Genomic DNA, 18,718 nt, shown 5'->3' on the forward strand with positions numbered 1-18,718 from the left:
TGTGACCGTGTTGCTTTTCGACCAGAATTTAACGTATTCAGCATCTTAAACAACTTAATATGTTTATGTCGTGTAGTTTTATCATATTCTGTGCTGACAAAGTGTAGCAAATCATTGCAGAATTCAGGTATTGTTTTCTCCGAAAAACTCTAAAACGGATTCCGCATATGATTGGCGCATTGATGCTCGACATCACAGGCACAACCCTCACTCAAGAAGATATTGAACTATTAAGTGCGCCGCAAGTCGGTGGAGTGATTTTATTTGGTCGCAATATTGAATCTCCGGCGCAAGTCCGTGCTTTGACCGATCATATGCGTCAGGTGCATCCTGATATTTTAATTGCGGTAGATCAGGAAGGCGGTCGTGTCCAGCGTTTAAGACAAGGCTTTACCCTGCTGCCTGCCATGGGGAAATTTGGCGAACTTTATACGCGCGATCCACAGCGTGCCCTTGAACTGGCTGAAAAATGCGGCTGGCTGATGGCGACTGAAGTACTGGCTGTCGGCATTGATTTCAGCTTTGCACCGGTACTGGACTTGAATGACATCAGTGATGTGATCGGCGATCGCAGTTTCGCGCAAAATATTCAGGATATTATTCCGCTGGCTGGTGCATTTCTGCACGGCATGAAACGTGCCGGCATGGCTTCAACTGGTAAACATTTCCCAGGTCATGGCTCAGTCAAAGCGGATTCACATGTTGCTGCAGCAATTGATACGCGCTCCTATGCAGAAATCCAGCAAAAAGATATGCAAACATTTATCCAACTGCAACCACAACTGGATGCGCTGATGCCGGCTCATGTCATCTATAGTCAGGTTGATCCTAATCCGGCAGGCTTCTCGGAATTCTGGATTCAGAAGGTTTTACGTCAGGAGCTGGGCTTTGACGGCGTCTTGTTCTCGGATGATTTAAGCATGCAGGCCGCATGTGTCGCAGGCGGTGCCGATGTCCGAATTCAGGCCGCACTCAAAGCTGGTTGTGATATGGGTCTGGTCTGCAATGATCGTGCAGCACAATGTATTGCACTGGAAGGGATTGTTGATCTGCCCCTTCCGAACCAGCAACGTCTGGAACGTATGCGCGGCAACATCCCGAACATCCAGATTGGGTCAGAGCTTGATCTGGGAGAAGCATGGCGCAATATCCGTGATGAAATAGTGGCGTTCAAACAGCAGATGAGCTAAAGCTTTTTAATCCAGTCAACACAAAAAAAAGGAACACGACAAAGTGTTCCTTTTTAATTATAGTAATGAAAAGGTTACACAATTATTTAATCAATTTAAAAATAACAATAAGGTAAGAACGATATGACAGAAACACTTTCACAACATCGCCATATTTCATTTACTGCGCACTATACCGGCTATATCTGGTATCAAATGGGGATCTCGCATCCAGCCTTTGCGACCACTAAAGGTAAAATTCTGGCCAAACTGCTTCACCCACTTGAATCCTGGGCAGAACGCCATGTCGGCGGTAGCATGCGTACGACACTTAAGCAGCGTCATCAAATGATTGATGAGCATTTGTGTCAACTAATTGAGCAACATCCACAACTTCAGGTTCTTGAAATTGCCTGCGGACTATCTCCACGCAGCTGGAATTTCAGACAGAAATTTCCAGAGATTAATTATCGTGAACTGGATTTGCCTGATATGGCCAAGATCAAGACGCAGGCTTTACAGCAAATTGATCAGCATGCACCTGAAGTCCTGACTGCCGATATTTTTAGTGAAGAACTGGACTGTATTTTTCAGATGTTTGACCGCAACCAGCCCTTAGTGGTCATTAGTGAAGGACTGATTAATTATTTTGATCAGCAGATGTTACGCATTCTGATGCAGGGTATTACAGAAAATGCGCAGTATTTCCCGGCAGTTCACTATCTCAGCGATATTTACCCCGAACCGGTGAAAAATAAACTAGCGAACTTTATCTGGAGCAGTAGCCGTCTGCTTAAATTCATGTCTCGAAGTGCGTTTACCTTTCATTTTAAATCCCCTCAAGAACTACAGCACTTTTTTCAAGATGCAGGATTTGACCAGGTTGAGGTACAACAACCACAACGTTATTTTGCCGAGCCTCATCAGCCAAACCCGACTCATGAACAGGATGAACATTTAGGTGATCTGGTCTGGATGATTCATGCCGTGAAAAAAAACAGCGTTTAAGTACGCTGTTTTTTAATGCTGCTGTTTTTTAAATTGCTGCATCAAATACTTCAGTTTGTGACAGTACTTTTTGCATTTGTACAAAGCGTAATAAGCGTTCTGCGACTTCAAAACTGCCATGTTTGAATAAAGCACGCAGCTGAGTATCATCCTGTTCAAAGATCAGGCACTCAATCTGAAATTCCCCAACTTCATCTTCCAGATGCAAGGCCAGATCACGTGGATAAGCTGTTGCGCATACTGCCTGTTCTACATCTAACTCCAGCAATACCCCAAAGAAATTCATGTCCACGATCTCTGCTTTTAAAATGAGATCAGAATGACGATGACTGAGGAAACGCTGTGAATCTTGCACCTGAATCCGCTCTTCACCGCGACGTTCAAGCTGCTGTATCTGCTCAGGGCTAAACGGAATAATTCCCGGCAACTGATCGACCGGTTCATCACGTAAGAAGGTTGCAAACAGATGCATGGTTTCTTTACGACGTTGTAACTGCGGTACATGATCGGCGCCTGCAATTTGTACATACTGCATATTCGGACATTGCAGGGCAAAATTGGCATTCTCATGTGGCAAGGTAAAACTGTCATATTGCCCACATGCCACCAGCACTTTACACTGTGGAATCGGCACATTGGTCAGACGCAATAAACGGTTGCAATTGATATCATAACGATCCTGTTCGGTGGCCGTAAATTCCGCCATCTGTTTAAAGAACAAACGCTTTGCAGTCGGTGACATCCGGGTTTCTGTTAAACGGGCATGATTCACCAGGTACAAAATGACGGCCTGACCAAATTCATCCATACGCTGTTCTTTCATTAGATGCAAAGACTCTTCCAGCAGCATCCGCCAGCTTTTACGGGTTTTCTGCATCACACCCATCAGGATCATCCGATCGACCAGTTCAGGACGCTGATCTGCCAAACAGGAAGCCACCACTGAACCCAAGGACATACCTAGAATTGCCACTTGCGGCAGCTGCATCTGTTCCAGCCAGCGCCCCAGCATCGCAGCAAGGTCTTCAAGCTCCAGTGTTCCGGCAGACAGCCCCGTATCGACATTACTAATCTGCTGGTTGGCCCCCATGGACGGTAGGTCAATCAGAATGATGGGACCTGCATCAAAAAGCTGTTCTACACAGTATTTGTAGGAATTAAAATTCTGGAAAGCTCCCCCAATAATCACCATGGGTCTTAAATGTAAGGTATCCGGACGGGCGATCGCCATATATTCGATTTTCCAGCCGTCCATTCAGGTCGTACGTGGCGGCTGCTTAAAACTGTGCTTATCATAAAGATCAAAAAAACCATCGTGGCTATGTTGTTCCAATACATGGGTGTCCATGTGGATAATGGAATTCATATTCCTTTTCCTCCGTCCTTGCCTTATTTTTATTGTGCAAGTCATGCTTAACAGATCTTATATTTCAGGCGCATTCCGGTGTGCCTGAACACGCATCCTGCTCTTTAATAATTATAAATGACATCAATGCCGCGTGTTTCATTCTATACAGAGCTGCTTTTCACAAGCAACCGCTTCAGTGACCACTTATCTACTTTTAAACAGAAAACAATTTCAAAATGTTTAGAAGTCTGCGAAAACGGATGATTTTTAATAGATGGGCTTCATTGTGCAGCAGCAGGCTGTTAATATCGAAATGAAATTTCTAAGTGATCAAACCGCTATGCAAGAGTCTATTGAACAATACATGCAAACGGTAGGACAGCAGGCACGCCAAGCGTCTCGCATTTTGGCTCGCGCGTCCACCCAAACTAAAAATAATGCGTTATCCGCTATTTATACGGCTTTGGAAAATAGCCAAGCTGCTATTTTGGTTGCTAACCAGAAAGATATGACTAAGGCGCATAATAACAATCTGGACCCTGCCCTGCTTGATCGCTTAGAACTCAACCCCGCGCGCTTTAAAGGTATGTTGCAGGGTCTAAAAGATGTCATTGGCCTGAAAGATCCGATTGGTGAAATTAGTGATATGGCTTATCGCCCATCCGGGATTCAACTGGGCAAGATGCGTGTGCCTTTGGGTGTGGTCGGCATGATCTACGAGTCACGTCCTAACGTCACGTTGGAGGCGGCATCACTCGCGCTCAAATCAGGCAATGCCATTATTTTACGGGGCGGCTCAGAAGCTCTGGAATCGAATCAGGCAATTGCAGTCGCGATTCAGCATGGCCTGAAAGTCGCAGGCTTGCCTGAGGCTGCCGTACAGGTCGTGAATACGACTGACCGCGCTGCAGTGGGCCAGTTGATTACCATGACCGAATATGTGGATGTGATTGTGCCTCGTGGCGGCAAGAGCCTAATCGAACGAATTACCGAGGAAGCACGCGTACCGGTCATTAAACATTTAGATGGCAACTGTCATGTGTATGTGGAAGCTCAAGCAGATTTGTTGAAAGCATTGCCTATTGCGCTCAATGCCAAAACCCATCGCTATGGTGTATGTAATGCCATGGAAACCCTGCTGGTCGATGAAAAAGTCGCTGAAGAATTCTTGCCACGCATCGCAGAGCTTTACCAAGAGAAAAAAGTCGAACTTCGTGGTTGCCGGGAAACCCAGCGTATTCTTGGAGATGCAGTCATTACGGCCACTGAAGAAGACTGGTATACCGAGTATCTGGGCCCGATTCTGGCGATCAAAGTCGTTTCTGGTATAGAAGAAGCCATTGAGCACATCAACAAATATGGCTCGCATCATACCGATTCCATTATTACTGAAAACTACAGTCTGGCTCGCGAATTTCTGGCGGGTGTAGATTCAAGTTCGGTCATGATCAATGCCTCTACTCGTTTTGCAGATGGTTTTGAATATGGCTTAGGCGCAGAAATCGGGATTTCAACCGATAAAATCCATGCTCGTGGCCCAGTCGGTCTTGAAGGCCTGACGTCGCAGAAATGGATTGTGTTTGGTGATGGTCAGATTCGCCAATAAGTATTCAGATCGCTCATTTAAAACAGCCTCATAAATGAGGCTGTTTTTTATGGACAGAAAAATTGACACTGAAATAGATGGATTAGAACCTTCCGGTCATTTTATTGATGAATCTCTTTATAGAATTGTATGTAAAAACAATATTTGCCTTTTCAGGCGCTAAACTAAAGAATTAATCTATTCTAAAATTAAATTTAAGCAGAGTTTAGTATTCTTATTGATTATATTTTCAGCATCATTTTATTTATAAATGAAAACTATGAACTGATAAATTTTAGTTATTATTGTTAAATCGGTCGATAATGCTTAAGTCTAATCTGCTAAAGTCTATCTAGGACAGAAAAAAAACAAATGTTAAAACATATTCATTGATCTGGATTGCTGCTTCATTGTTCGCAATTGGGTCAAGCAAATGGACGAGAATTTTAATTAAAAATTGGGTAATCAATCGTGTCTAAGTCAGTATTAGTTATTAATTGTGGCTCTTCTTCAATCAAATTTGCATTACTTCTTGAGGAGCAGAATTTCCGTATTCATGGTTTAGCTGAGAACTTAGGCACAGAGAATGCTCGCATTAAAGGCGTGACGGTTGGCAATGAGCCGGTCGATATCCACATTCCATTTGCTGACCACAAAAAAGCACTCGAAGTGGGTCTGGAACGTCTGGCCAACTACCGTCCGGATGCGATCGGTCACCGTGTCGTACATGGTGGCAGCCTGACCAAGGCTGAACTGATCAATGACGAAATTATTGAAAAAATTCGTGAAGCAACACCGCTTGCGCCATTACACAATCCGGCTCATCTGATTGGCATTGAAGCTACCAAACGTTTATTCCCGGAATTACCACAAGTTGCAGTATTTGATACTGCCTTCCATCAAACCATGCCAGCGCATGCTTATCGTTATGCCCTGCCGAAATTTTTATATACTGCTCATGGTGTGCGTCGCTATGGCTTCCACGGGACTAGTCATGCCTATGTTTCAGAACGTGGTTCTGAACTGGCAGGTAGTTTCAAACAAGGTGGCTGGTTAACTGCGCATTTAGGTAATGGTAGCTCGACCTGTGCCGTTTGGAATGGGCAAAGTGTAGATACTTCAATGGGCTTAACTCCGCTTGAAGGCATTGTTATGGGCACACGCAGTGGTGATGTCGATCCAAGCCTGCATAGTTTCTTGGCGAAAAACCTGGGTTGGGACATTTATAAAATTGACAAGATGCTGAATAGCCAAAGTGGTCTTTTGGGTCTGTCTGACCTGTCGAATGACATGCGTACCCTGATTGAAGCTTCAGAGCAAGGCAATGAAGATGCCGCACTGGCGATTGAAGTATTCTGCTACCGTTTAGCTAAATCTCTGGCAGCGTTGAGCTGTGGTCTGCCACGTCTTAATGGTCTGTTCTTCACTGGCGGTATTGGCGAAAATTCAGCCTATATCCGCGAAAAGACCATGACTTACCTGCCCCACTTCGGCTTCAATCTGGATAAAAACGCCAACAATGAATTGAAACGCGGTACTGAAGGTCGGATCGATTCAGGTACAGGCCCACAAATCTGGGTAGTGCCAACAGATGAAGAAGGCCGTATCGCACAAGAAGTTCAAAGTGTGGTTGAACTTGAGGTGGAGCGCAATACTGCAAAAAAGTCTAAAGCTGAGGTAACGCCTGCATAAGCAGGCTTAGCCACTTTTTAACTGATTTTTATTATTCTGCGACTGACATAACTTATGAAAACAATTTTATTGGTTCCCACTGGGGAAGGCGTAGGCTTAACTTCTGCATGTTTGGGCCTGATTTATGCACTGGAATGCCAAGGGGTAAAAGCTGGTTTCCTGAAACCTTTTGCCCAGGAATTGAATGAAATCGAAGACCGAACCACGGCTTTGTATCGTCATATTTCTCAAAGTGAAACTGTTGAACCCATCCGTTATAGCAAAGTCTTGCAGCAGATCAATCTGGGTGAACAGGATGAATTGCTTGAAGAAGCGGTACGTCTGCATCGTCAAATCGCCAAACAGCATGACCTGATTATTGTCGAAGGTCTGCTGCCAAATACTCAGGACAGTTTTGCCGATGATTTGAATGCTTCACTGGCACAAGCTCTTGATGCCAAAGTTATTGTGGTCAGCAATGCCAATATTCAGCAGCCAAGCCAAACCGCAGACAAAGTTGAACATCAGCTGCGTAATTTTGGTGGCGCTAGCTCTACCCGTCTGGCAGGTATCATGTTAATGCGCACCAAAGGCCTGCCTGAAGAATCTGCGCAGATTCCTGTCACGCTGAATCCAGATTTACGCCTTAAAGCTGAAACCGCCGAATTTATTACAGCTATTCAGCAGACGCATCCGCATATTGGTTCTGAAAAATTGCCAGTGATTGGCTTGGTGCCTTTCAGTAAAACCTTAAGTGTGCCACGCATGTCTGATCTGGCTGCCCATATTTCTGCTTACTGGATTAATGAAGGCGAAGCCAAACAGCGCCGTGTACAACATAGCAGCCTGATTTCAGCCAATATTGAACATGAATTGCATAAATTTGTGGCTGGCGAATTAATTATTAGTGCCTCTGACCGGATTGACGTATTACTGGCAAGCAGTCTGGCAAGCAGTAACGGGATTCCTTTGGCCGGTCTGGTGCTGACTGAACATCAACAGCCAAATGATCATGTACTGGAATTCTGCCAGGCTGCCATCAAGCAAGGTTTACCAATCCTACACACGCCACTCAGCACGTTTGAAACCGCACAAAAACTGGCAAATCTCAGCAATGAAATTCCGGTGGATGATACCGAACGTGCAGATCAGGTGACACGTTTTGTTTCAAGCCATATCAATCCGGAATGGCTGAATCAAATGTTGAATGGTTCTTATAAGCCACGTCTGTCACCTTCCGCTTTCCGTCATGAACTGGTACAGAAATCAATTGCTGCGAAAAAACGTATTGTACTGCCAGAGGGTGATGAACCGCGTACCGTACAGGCTGCGGCCATTTGTCAGGCGCGTGGTATTGCACAGTGTATTTTGCTGGCCAAGCCTGAAGCTGTGCTAGAAGTAGCCAAAGCTCGCGGTATTGAATTGCCTGAAGATCTGGAAATTCTTGATCCGGATCTGGTGCGTGAAAACTACATCGACAAGATGGTGGAGCTGCGTAAAGGCAAGCTCAACGAACTACAGGCCCGTGAACAACTGCAAGATACAGTAGTACTTGGCACCATGATGCTGGCGCTGGATCAGGTTGACGGTTTGGTGTCGGGTGCAGTGCATACCACGGCGAATACGGTACGTCCTGCTTTCCAGCTGATTAAGACTGCTCCGGATTACTCACTGGTATCTTCCGTATTCTTTATGCTGTTGCCAGATGAAGTCTATGTGTATGGTGACTGTGCGATCAATCCGGACCCTGATGCAGAACAGCTGGCCGAAATTGCAATCCAGTCCGCCGATTCTGCCAAAGCCTTTGGTATAGATCCACGCATTGCCATGATTTCCTATTCGACAGGAACTTCGGGTACTGGCGCTGATGTGGAAAAAGTCGCGGAAGCTACACGGATTGCCAAAGAACGCCGCCCTGACCTGCTGATTGATGGTCCATTACAATATGATGCAGCATCTGTAGAAAGTGTAGGTCGCCAAAAGGCACCTGATTCACAAGTGGCTGGACGTGCCAATGTATTTATTTTCCCGGATCTGAACACCGGTAACACTACTTATAAAGCGGTTCAACGCGCTGCCAATGTAGTCAGTGTTGGACCAATGCTGCAAGGCTTGAATAAGCCGGTCAATGACCTGTCGCGTGGTGCCTTGGTCGATGACATCGTGTTTACCATTGCCTTAACCGCGATTCAGGCCGAGCAGCAAGAAGCTTAATACTTCTTGAATTTAAGTTTTCCAAATCATCTGATTGAAAAATCAGGTGGTTTTTTTATAAAAAAACACTCATAGCTTCAATAAATTCAGCACGCGATCATTATCTCGTTTTAATAAACAATAAAAATGCCAGTCTTTCGAACTGGCATTTTCAACGGTTACTCATAAAGTCTGTGACATAAAAAATTAAGCTGAAGCAGCCCTGCTTTTCAGTCCACTAACTTTAATTTCTTATAAGGTAGTCCACTCTTTACGTACCTCTTCCGCAGTTTTATTGAGCACGACGCTATCGTCTTTGATTTCACTTACCCAACTCAAGGGAATCAGATGATGCTCATTATTTTCATCATCACTTCTTGTTAATTTAATTGAATCCTGACCTTCTAAATGGTCCACCTTCCCGACTTGAGTACCACATGAAGCAATGACTGAAGCATGTTCTTTAATATCACTTGCATTAAAATTGTTCATTCTACTTGCCTGTTTCTAGAAGTTGAGAGAAACAGTCTAAGCAATAAAAAATGCCGCATGTGTAAGGGTTTTCAGGCTTTGAGTTTTTCTGGGTTAAAAATGTAAATGGTCAACATGGCTTGAGTAAGCTATAGGAGAGATACTTTTTAAATTTGAGTTTTCAAATATTTTTATAACTGGATTTGAAGATTTGAAGATTTGAAGATTTGAAGATTTGAAGATTTGAAGATTTGAAGATAGGTTAATTCTTTGAGGTCTTAAAATAAAAAAGAAGATAAAGCTTAGGCTTGATCTTCTTTCTGACCGTACATCCAAGTTGCAGCGATATATACACAAAAACCAGCTGCCATCAAAATACCTGTAACCATTGTTAGGATCTCCTTTAGTTGATAGCTGCATTATGTAAAAGTTTTATGACAGTTATATGACAATCTGGTTTTTTATTAGATTTAAAACAATTAATAAAATTCAATCACTTAAGACGGAATAAGCAAAATTATGCGTATTTTTTATCTGAAATATGACATTGAATATGACAACTTGCTGTCATATTTGACCCATGGAATAGCTAAAGTCCTTGCTCAGATTGCTTAAACTATAAACTTTCGGCCAATGCTCGCCCAAAATGCCCACAACCCGATTCTTTTGTCTTATAATTTAGCCCGCTAGCTATCAGCCCGCTCAAGAGATATTTGTATGACAACTATTATCAAGCAAGATGACTTGATCACATCAGTTAAAGATGCGCTTCAGTTCATTTCTTATTATCATCCACAAGACTTTATCCAAGCGATGAGCCGTGCGTATGATCGTGAAGAGAACAAAGCTGCTAAAGATGCGATCGCACAAATCTTAATTAACTCACGCATGTGTGCAGAAGGCCACCGCCCAATCTGTCAAGATACCGGTATCGTCAACGTATTTGTTGAAGTGGGCATGGACGTTAAATTCGATTTAACCATGAGCCTGGATGATGCAATCAATGAAGGCGTACGTCAGGGTTATTTAGAAAACTCGAACGTGCTTCGCGCATCAGTTCTGGCTGATCCTGCATTTGGTCGTAAGAACACCAAAGACAACACTCCTGCCGTGATTTACCACAAGCTTGTGCCTGGTAATAAAGTAGATATCACTGTGGCAGCCAAAGGTGGCGGTTCAGAAAACAAATCTAAACTGGCAATGTTAAACCCATCTGATTCAATCGTGGATTGGGTACTGAAAACTGTTCCAACCATGGGTGCAGGCTGGTGTCCACCAGGTATGCTGGGAATCGGGATCGGTGGTACTGCTGAAAAAGCCATGATGCTTGCCAAAGAAGCATTGATGGAAGAGATCAACATGGACGAATTGCTTCGTCGTGGTCCACAAAGCAAAATGGAAGAGCTTCGTATCGAAATCTTCGAAAAAGTAAATGCTTTGGGTATTGGTGCACAAGGTCTTGGCGGTTTAACCACTGTACTTGATATTAAAATCAAAGATTATCCATGTCATGCTGCAGGTAAACCAGTTGGTATGATCCCGAACTGTGCTGCGACTCGTCATGCACACTTCCAGTTAGATGGTACAGGTGTTGCACATATTCAAGCACCTAAACTTGAAGACTACCCTGCTGTGACTTGGGATTCTTCATCTTCTAAACGTGTTGACCTTGACACGATTACCCAAGAAGAAATGAATAGCTGGAAACCAGGCGATACACTTCTTCTTAACGGTACAATCTATACAGGTCGTGATGCTGCACACAAACGTATGGTCGACATGCTGAACAACGGTGAAGAACTTCCTGTTGATCTGAAAGGCAAGTTTATCTACTACGTTGGCCCTGTTGATCCAGTCGGCGACGAAGTTGTAGGCCCTGCTGGCCCAACAACGGCTACGCGTATGGATAAATTTACGCGTCAAGTTCTTGAAGCAACTGGCATGTTCGGCATGATCGGTAAAGCAGACCGTGGTCCTGCTGCCGTTGAAGCCATTAAAGACAACCAGGCAACTTACCTGATGGCTGTCGGTGGTGCTGCTTACCTCGTGTCTAAAGCTATTCGCGAAGCTGAAGTGGTTGCCTTTGCTGACCTGGGTATGGAAGCAATTTACAAGTTTGTGGTAAAAGATATGCCGGTATCTGTAGCAGTTGATGTGAATGGTACTTCTATTCACGCGACTGCACCTAAAATCTGGCAAGCAAAAATTGGCAAGATTCCAGTGGTTGATGCTGCTGCGGGCTAATTAAATCTGTATAAAAAAGCACCCATTCAGGGTGCTTTTTTATTATATTTTCTCAATAAAATGTCAATTACCAAGTCCGTGGATCCCAAAGTTTAAAAGGTGCTTTCAGCTGCACATCTAATGATGGATCATAAGCAGTCGGTTCAATCTTCTGGGCTTTTTTACGAATCTGGCCAGTTTCCTGATCTTGTGCCACAAAGTTAAAACTGTCTGATTTGAGCTGAGTAAAAGCAATTTCATTCAGGCCAACTTTTTCCGGCATCAGCATGAGTGGTCCTGAAACACTCCGGCGTGTACTGATATTCTCTTCATCATATTTAATAAAATAAGACTGCCCGGCTTCGACAGTAAAATCCAGATATTTAGGTTTCTGGAAATGCAGCGCGGCTAGCGGTCGACTGGTACTCAAACGATAGGTCCCTGCAGGCACTTCAATCCAGTAATAATGGTTGTGCAATAAGCTTGGAATATGTTCTTGATTGATAAACAGGCTGGCAGCGACAATTTCCTGACGATTCCATTTAGAATCGGGCCGGTATAAATACACGATGGCGGCTTCATCATGCTGCGGTTTCACCGTCTGAAACTGGTTGCCCTGCTTTTGATTGACCCAACCGCCAATGGTGAACATGCCGATACGATGCTGCTCGACAAAGCCCGGTTTTTTTTCAAGATCGATATTTTTTAAAGTGCTGAGTGGCTGTGTAGGCTCAACGACGGCTTTCTTACCATGACACCCCAGCAATGCCAAACTGCTGATGAGTACAATTGCGACTCCACGCATGCTTATCCCTCACTGCGTCTTTATTCTTATGTATGCAAGTGCTTTGCGATTTGTTTTTTATAAGTTTTAGGCATCCACGCCTAGTGAATCAGATTAACACCGAGCTTTATTTTTGGAAATAAAAAACGTGCGAAAACACGGAGTTTTCGCACGTTTCGGACGAATAGCAATTAAGCAGATTTACTATTCACGACCTTTAAATCTATTTTTGTCGCTGTCTCTTGCTGATTATGTGGCTGACGCTCGGCACGGTATTCCGGCTCTGCTTCACCTTTAATCACGGCTTCATTGATGACGACAGTACCGACATCGCTACGGCTTGGCAAGTCATACATGGTTTCCAGCAATGAATTTTCTAGGATCGAACGTAGACCACGTGCACCTGTATTACGCTCAACTGCTTTCTTAGCCACTGCACGTAATGCCGATTCTTCAAAAACCAGATCCACATCTTCCATATCAAACAGATGTTGATACTGACGGGTTAACGCATTCTTCGGCTCAGTCAGAATCTGCATCAATGCTTCTTCATCCAACTCGTCCAAAGTGGCAATTACTGGCAAACGACCAATAAATTCTGGAATCAAACCAAATTTTACCAGGTCAGTTGCTTCAACTTGACGGAACAAGTCAGACAGCTTCTTGGTTTCATCTTTTTTACGCACTTCTGCAGTAAAGCCGATGCCACCTTTTTCCTGACGTTGCTGTACAATTTTCTCAAGTCCTGAGAATGCACCACCACAGATAAACAGGATGTTCGAGGTATCAATCTGAATGAATTCTTGCTGCGGATGCTTACGTCCACCTTGTGGCGGAATTGATGCAACCGTACCTTCAATCATTTTCAATAATGCTTGCTGAACACCTTCACCCGATACATCACGCGTGATGGATGGGTTTTCAGACTTGCGGGTAATCTTGTCGATCTCGTCGATATAGATAATGCCCTTTTGCGCTTTTTCGACATCGTAATCGGCTTTTTGCAGTAGCTTCTGTACGATGTTTTCTACATCTTCACCCACATAACCGGCTTCGGTCAGTGTCGTTGCATCTGCCATGGCAAATGGAACATCAAGAAGACGTGCCAGCGTTTGTGCAAGCAAGGTTTTGCCCGATCCTGTCGGACCAACCAACATAATATTACTTTTTGAAAGCTCGACTGAATCATCAGCTTTCTTGCCATTATTTTGCACTTTCAAGCGCTTGTAATGGTTATAAACCGCAACTGACAAGGTTTTTTTCGCGACGTCCTGACCAATCACATATTGATCTAAGGCCGCACGAATTTCATGCGGTTTCGGCAAAGGACGATTGGCCCAGTCATTGGTTTCCACCTGTTGACTGGTTTGAACCAAATCTAAGCATACGTCCACACATTCATTACAAATGTATGCGTCCTCGCCTGCAATCAGCTTCCCGACTTCAGACTGCGTTTTACCGCAAAATGAACAATGCTTTTGTCCTTGAGGATGTTCGGACATATTTACTCCACTATCTCAATCTTTAAAACTTATGGACGTTTAGTTAAAACTTCGTCCACAAGACCGTATTCTTTCGCTTGCTGAGCAGTCATAAAGTTGTCACGGTCTGTATCACGTGCAACTTTCTCGTAATCCTGACCGCTGTGTTCAGCCATTAAACGGTTTAAACGCTCTTTAATAAACAGGATTTCACGTGCATGAATTTCAATATCTGAAGCCTGACCACGGAAACCACCCAATGGCTGGTGAATCATGACACGGGCATTTTCAAGGCAATAACGCTTGCCCTTGGTACCGGCATTCAGCAGGAACGCACCCATTGATGCTGCCTGACCCATGCAGTACGTTACGACATCAGGTTTGATAAACTGCATGGTGTCATAAATCGCCATACCCGCAGTTACCGAACCGCCTGGTGAATTGATATATAGATGAATATCTTTATCTGGATTTTCCGCCTCTAAAAACAACATTTGCGCAACGATCAGGTTCGCCATGTTGTCTTCAACTTCGCCCGTCATAAAAATTACACGTTCACGCAAAAGGCGTGAATAAATATCAAAAGAACGCTCACCACGAGAGGATTGTTCTACCACCATTGGCACTAAAGCGTTTTCAATCGTTGGAACATACATACGTTTATTTATTCCTAAATTTTTTGTGACCTAACCCATAATCACAATATGAGGTATAATCACTGAAATTGCAAAAAATTCGCCAACAAATCCATTATATTTTTTGCATTAGTTTTGTGAAAAACAGAAATACTTTTTTCAGGCATCAATATGAAAAAAAGGCGCATTAAGCGCCTTTTTTATCGAAAGCTAAATTAGCCTTGTTGACGAGCTTGCTGCTCTTTCAATAAGTCTTCATAGCTTACAGTCGCATCAGTTACTTTAGCAGAAGCCAAAATGTAATCAACAACTTGATCTTCTAGCACAACTGCTTCGATTTGAGCACGCTGTTGCGCATCGTTTTTGAAGTATTCGATCACTTCGTTTGGATCTTCATAAGAAGAAGCCATGTCTTCGATGTACGCTTCAACACGTGCAGCATCTACTTCGATTTTCGCATCAGCTAAAACACGGCTTACAAGTACGCCAAGTTTTACAGATTTTTCAGCTTGTTCTTTAAACAATTCGTCTGGAAGCATGCTTGAATCAAATGCTTTCGCACCTTGAGCACCAAACTGCTGTGTGAACTGCTGGATCATTTGTTGACGTTGACGGTCAATTTCTTGAGCAAGCATAGCAGCTGGAAGTTCAACTTCGTTTGCAGCAACTAATGCATCGAAAGTCGCGCCTTTAACCTGATTGCGAAGGCCGTTCTTCACTTCACGTTCCATGTTTTTACGAACGTCAGCTTTTAACTTCTCAACGCCTTCTTCTTCAGATACACCGAAGATTTTCAGGAATTCAGTATCGATTTCTGGAAGTTTTTGTTTTTCAACAAGCTTCACAGTGATTTTGAATTGAGCTTGTTTACCAGCAAGGTTTTCAGCTTGGTAGTCTTCAGGGAAAGTTACATCGATAACTTTCTCTTCGCCTTTCTTCATACCAACGATACCGTCTTCGAAGCCAGGGATCATACGACCAGAACCTAGAACAAGTTTGAAGTCTTCTGCAGAACCGCCTTCAAATTTTTCGCCGTCGATTGAACCTTCGAAATCAAAAGTTACTTGCATGTCTTTTTTAGCCATGCCTTTTGTTTCAGCCCAAGCAGCACGTTGTTTTTGAAGATTTTCAATCATCTTCTCAACGTCTTTGTCATTTACTTCAGCTGCTTTACGCTCAACTTCCAAGCCGTCGAATTTCACTTCGATTTCTGGATAAACTTCAACAGTCGCTGTATATACCAGCGCGTCGTCTTTCATTTCAGTTTTTTCGATGTTTGGCATGCCCACAGCATTGATTTTTTCTTGCTGGATCGCTTCGAAAACTGTGTCACGAATAATATCGTTTACTACTTCTTGGTAGATACCCGCGCCGTATTCACGACGAACTACGTTTACAGGTACTTTACCTGGACGGAAGCCGTTGATCTTCGCAGTTTTAGCAGTGCGTTTTAAACGAGCTTCAAATTGCTCATTAATACGGCTCGTCGGTACAGAAACATTTAAACGACGGGCAACGCCCGAAACCGCTTCAGAAGTTACTTGCATGGCTTCCTCTATATATTTGGTAATAACAGGTTTATAAAAATGTGCCACATTATATGACAACATTTAAGGATATACAAAAAATACGCGCGAGTTCCAGTTTTTAAGTCTTTTTTATTCGAATTGCTACCCTTTCAAATATTCAGTCAACCCCACTTAAATGCAGAAAATGTATATTTTTTATTGCAAATGATAAGTACTATCATTAATATCCAGTTTCTTATTTGAGCAACAATACTAATTTATTCTTCGGTTCGGGAATTTGGTCATGCATAGTTTTAGTCTTCGTCCGCTTACATTGGCAATTTTTGGGGTCACAGCAACATCTGCTTTTGCAGAGACAAATAGCCCCTCCAACATCCCAACTACCACCTTATCTACCATTGTAGTTTCTGCATCGGGGTTTGAACAACAATTAAAAGATGCCCCTGCCTCAATTAGCGTGATCACTCAAGAAGATATTCAACGTAAGAATGCCACCAATATTGCTGACCTGTTGGTTGATGTCCCTGGAGTGGATGTGCGTAATGGCGTAGGCAAAACTGCAGGACTAAATGTTAGCATCCGTGGTATGAACGCTGATGATACCCTTATTTTGATTGATGGCCGTCGTCAAACCACTTCTACCGATGTTACCCCGAATGGTTTTGGTGAAGCAGCGACAGGCTTTATGCCCCCTCTTTCAGCCATTGAGCGTATTGAAGTCATTCGTGGACCTATGTCTACCCTCTACGGTTCAGATGCCATGGGTGGTGTGATTAATATCATTACCAAAAAAGTTTCAGACGAGTGGAATGGGAACGTTACTGTCAGTGGCAACGTTATGGAGCATGGTACTGAAGCAGATTCTTGGAAAACCAGCTTCTTGGTGAATGGTCCATTGGTCAATGATGTGCTTGGTCTGCAACTTCGCGGCAGTTATTATGACCGGGGTCAGTCTGAGCGTGTCGAAGGTTCAACTGGCCGTGATCCACGCCCGACCACCGCACATAATTATGATGTAGGCGGTAAACTTACATACAAAGTAGATGATCAAAATGCCTTGTGGCTTGACTCATTCTACAGCCATCAAAACTATAAGAATGAAGACAATCGTTTAGGTACTTTAGATACTGCAACAACAGCAAATGGTTATAAAGATAAATTGATTTTTGATCGTACCCAGTTTGCAATCGGGCATGATGGCGACTATAGCTTTGGTCAGTGGAATACTTATATCAGCCACTCAGAAACTGAAACCAAAGGTCGTACGATACCTTCAGCTGCATTACCCGTCGGAAATGCACAAATTGGTGCAGATCGTGTGTTAAAAAATACCGATTTAATTGCAGATAGCCATATTATTTCAACTTTAGGTGCGCATAAGCTCACTGTGGGTACGGAATACAAAGAGCAAACCAATAAAGATAATATCGCTCTGTATTCGACTGGTGTAGACGAATTCGATAAAAAATCCTGGTCAGTTTATGCTGAAGATGAATGGCGTCTTTTGGATAGTTTAAGTTTAACCTATGGCGGTCGTTTTGAAGACCACTCCGGTTTTGGCGGTCATTTTAGTCCACGTGCCTATCTAGTCTGGAATACCAATGACATGCTGACTGTGAAAGGTGGCGTAAGTACAGGTTATAAAGCACCTTCTGCGAAAGCCCTTTATGACGGCGTTGTTGGCCTCAGTGGACAGGGACAAAACCTGACATTTGGTAATCCGGACTTAAAGCCTGAAACCTCAACCAACTATGAATTAGGTTTTAATTTACAGCCGACAGATGATATCAATTTCACGGCAACCGGTTTTTACAACCAGATTAAAGATGCAATTGTTTCAGAGAATCTTCCTGTATCCGCTGAATGCTTGACTGCAAGCTCATGTTCAACCAGCGTGAATGCGAATAAGGCCAAAGTTTATGGTGCAGAAGCAACTTTGCAATACAGCATTTTGCCTGAATGGGATATGAAAGCTGCCTATACCTATACCAGAAGTGAAATTACGAATGGAGAAAACGAAGGCACTTATTACAATAACCAGCCACGTAATGCGCTTAACCTGACTTCAACATGGCATCTGGTGCCTGCTGTAGACCTATGGTTACAGTACGAATATAAATCTGATCGTCAACGCTTCCTGACTACGCCAACAGCACCTGCTTCAGGTTTAGGCTCAAGCGACTATGAAGAATATAAATTATTTGGTGACAAGTTAGCGGGCTATAGCGTATTCAACCTCGGTGCAAGTTATACCGTCAGTGATCAATTACGTCTGAATATGGCTGTGAACAACCTGCTGGACAAAGATTTTACCGAAGGTGCAAAATCATATGAATATTTAGACAACCGTGGTCGTCTACAAACTGCTACTGGTTATAAATATTTAGATATTGGTTCTAGTACAACAGGTACTTATATTCCAGGCCGTAACTACTGGTTATCTGTTTCATACGACTTCTAATATAAAAGTCATGATTCAAAACCCTGCTTCGGCAGGGTTTTTTATCGCTCAATGAGTACTCCATGAAACCTCCCTAATTTGTGCCCTTTTATAAACATCATTATTCTCAATAAAAAGCCAGCAATCCGCTTTCTTTATCAATACTAAATAAAATCAAAAA

12 protein-coding genes and 1 pseudogene are annotated in these 18,718 nt (G+C 43.3%); 7 read left to right on the forward strand and 6 right to left on the reverse strand.

Annotated features, from left to right (window positions below; genetic code table 11):
• Positions 1-167 precede the first annotated feature (167 nt).
• Both nagZ and NI470_RS03220 read left to right on the forward strand, forming a co-directional pair.
• Complete coding sequence (gene nagZ, locus NI470_RS03215) at positions 168-1,190, forward strand: beta-N-acetylhexosaminidase (protein ID WP_253147710.1); 1,023 nt, start codon at positions 168-170, stop codon at positions 1,188-1,190.
• Positions 1,191-1,313: 123 nt separating this feature from the next.
• Positions 1,314-2,177 (forward strand): class I SAM-dependent methyltransferase, encoded by an 864-nt coding sequence (locus tag NI470_RS03220; protein WP_005103190.1) that lies wholly within the window; start codon positions 1,314-1,316, stop codon positions 2,175-2,177.
• A 28-nt stretch (positions 2,178-2,205) separates the two neighbouring features.
• On the opposite strand, the pseudogene NI470_RS03225 reads toward NI470_RS03220, so the two are convergent.
• Positions 2,206-3,543: pseudogene (locus NI470_RS03225) on the reverse strand (alpha/beta fold hydrolase).
• A gap of 322 nt (positions 3,544-3,865) precedes the next feature.
• Between NI470_RS03225 and NI470_RS03230 the strand changes: the two are divergent.
• The 3 genes from NI470_RS03230 to pta all read left to right on the forward strand — a co-directional run bounded on the left by NI470_RS03230 (position 3,866) and on the right by pta (position 8,995).
• Positions 3,866-5,131 (forward strand): glutamate-5-semialdehyde dehydrogenase, encoded by a 1,266-nt coding sequence (locus NI470_RS03230; RefSeq protein WP_004278400.1) that lies wholly within the window; start codon positions 3,866-3,868, stop codon positions 5,129-5,131.
• 450 nt (positions 5,132-5,581) lie between these two features.
• Entirely contained in the window at positions 5,582-6,802 is a 1,221-nt protein-coding gene (locus NI470_RS03235; protein ID WP_114542258.1) for an acetate/propionate family kinase, read from the forward strand.
• 54 nt (positions 6,803-6,856) lie between these two features.
• Entirely contained in the window at positions 6,857-8,995 is a 2,139-nt protein-coding gene (pta, locus tag NI470_RS03240; RefSeq protein WP_247143239.1) for a phosphate acetyltransferase, read from the forward strand.
• Positions 8,996-9,226: 231 nt separating this feature from the next.
• Here the strand turns inward: pta and NI470_RS03245 are convergent, their stop codons facing one another.
• Positions 9,227-9,466, reverse strand: a complete 240-nt coding sequence (locus NI470_RS03245; RefSeq protein WP_004729548.1) for a DUF2171 domain-containing protein — start codon at positions 9,464-9,466, stop codon at positions 9,227-9,229.
• A 696-nt stretch (positions 9,467-10,162) separates the two neighbouring features.
• Between NI470_RS03245 and NI470_RS03250 the strand changes: the two genes are divergently transcribed.
• Positions 10,163-11,689, forward strand: a complete 1,527-nt coding sequence (locus NI470_RS03250; RefSeq protein ID WP_004278405.1) for a fumarate hydratase — start codon at positions 10,163-10,165, stop codon at positions 11,687-11,689.
• A 67-nt stretch (positions 11,690-11,756) separates the two neighbouring features.
• Here the strand turns inward: NI470_RS03250 and NI470_RS03255 are convergent, their stop codons facing one another.
• From NI470_RS03255 to tig, 4 genes are all read right to left on the reverse strand, one after another.
• Positions 11,757-12,473 carry a DUF2846 domain-containing protein gene (locus tag NI470_RS03255; protein ID WP_253147711.1) on the reverse strand — a complete coding sequence of 239 codons (717 nt, stop codon included), beginning with the start codon at positions 12,471-12,473 and terminating at the stop codon, positions 11,757-11,759.
• Between the two features lie 170 nt (positions 12,474-12,643).
• On the reverse strand, positions 12,644-13,954 hold the full coding sequence (clpX, locus tag NI470_RS03260; protein ID WP_253147712.1) for an ATP-dependent protease ATP-binding subunit ClpX: 1,311 nt from the start codon (positions 13,952-13,954) through the stop codon (positions 12,644-12,646).
• A 29-nt stretch (positions 13,955-13,983) separates the two neighbouring features.
• On the reverse strand, positions 13,984-14,589 hold the full coding sequence (clpP, locus tag NI470_RS03265) for an ATP-dependent Clp endopeptidase proteolytic subunit ClpP (protein ID WP_004647427.1): 606 nt from the start codon (positions 14,587-14,589) through the stop codon (positions 13,984-13,986).
• Between the two features lie 194 nt (positions 14,590-14,783).
• Complete coding sequence (gene tig, locus NI470_RS03270; protein WP_004278409.1) at positions 14,784-16,115, reverse strand: trigger factor; 1,332 nt, start codon at positions 16,113-16,115, stop codon at positions 14,784-14,786.
• A gap of 265 nt (positions 16,116-16,380) precedes the next feature.
• On the opposite strand from tig, the gene NI470_RS03275 reads away from it, so the two are divergent.
• Complete coding sequence (locus tag NI470_RS03275; protein ID WP_005103165.1) at positions 16,381-18,558, forward strand: TonB-dependent receptor domain-containing protein; 2,178 nt, start codon at positions 16,381-16,383, stop codon at positions 18,556-18,558.
• Positions 18,559-18,718: the final 160 nt, after the last annotated feature.

The sequence above is a fragment of the Acinetobacter lwoffii genome (assembly GCF_024129115.1).
GTDB lineage: Bacteria > Pseudomonadota > Gammaproteobacteria > Pseudomonadales > Moraxellaceae > Acinetobacter > Acinetobacter lwoffii_T.

Coding starts and splice junctions, on each gene's coding strand:
- pta (WP_247143239.1), top strand. CDS start 6,857: ATGAAAACAATTTTATTGGTTCCCACTGGGGAAGGCGTAGGCTTAACT.
- clpP (WP_004647427.1), bottom strand. CDS start 14,589: ATGTATGTTCCAACGATTGAAAACGCTTTAGTGCCAATGGTGGTAGAA.
- NI470_RS03250 (WP_004278405.1), top strand. CDS start 10,163: ATGACAACTATTATCAAGCAAGATGACTTGATCACATCAGTTAAAGAT.
- NI470_RS03255 (WP_253147711.1), bottom strand. CDS start 12,473: ATGCGTGGAGTCGCAATTGTACTCATCAGCAGTTTGGCATTGCTGGGG.
- NI470_RS03220 (WP_005103190.1), top strand. CDS start 1,314: ATGACAGAAACACTTTCACAACATCGCCATATTTCATTTACTGCGCAC.
- NI470_RS03275 (WP_005103165.1), top strand. CDS start 16,381: ATGCATAGTTTTAGTCTTCGTCCGCTTACATTGGCAATTTTTGGGGTC.
- clpX (WP_253147712.1), bottom strand. CDS start 13,954: ATGTCCGAACATCCTCAAGGACAAAAGCATTGTTCATTTTGCGGTAAA.
- NI470_RS03245 (WP_004729548.1), bottom strand. CDS start 9,466: ATGAACAATTTTAATGCAAGTGATATTAAAGAACATGCTTCAGTCATT.
- nagZ (WP_253147710.1), top strand. CDS start 168: ATGATTGGCGCATTGATGCTCGACATCACAGGCACAACCCTCACTCAA.
- tig (WP_004278409.1), bottom strand. CDS start 16,115: ATGCAAGTAACTTCTGAAGCGGTTTCGGGCGTTGCCCGTCGTTTAAAT.
- NI470_RS03230 (WP_004278400.1), top strand. CDS start 3,866: ATGCAAGAGTCTATTGAACAATACATGCAAACGGTAGGACAGCAGGCA.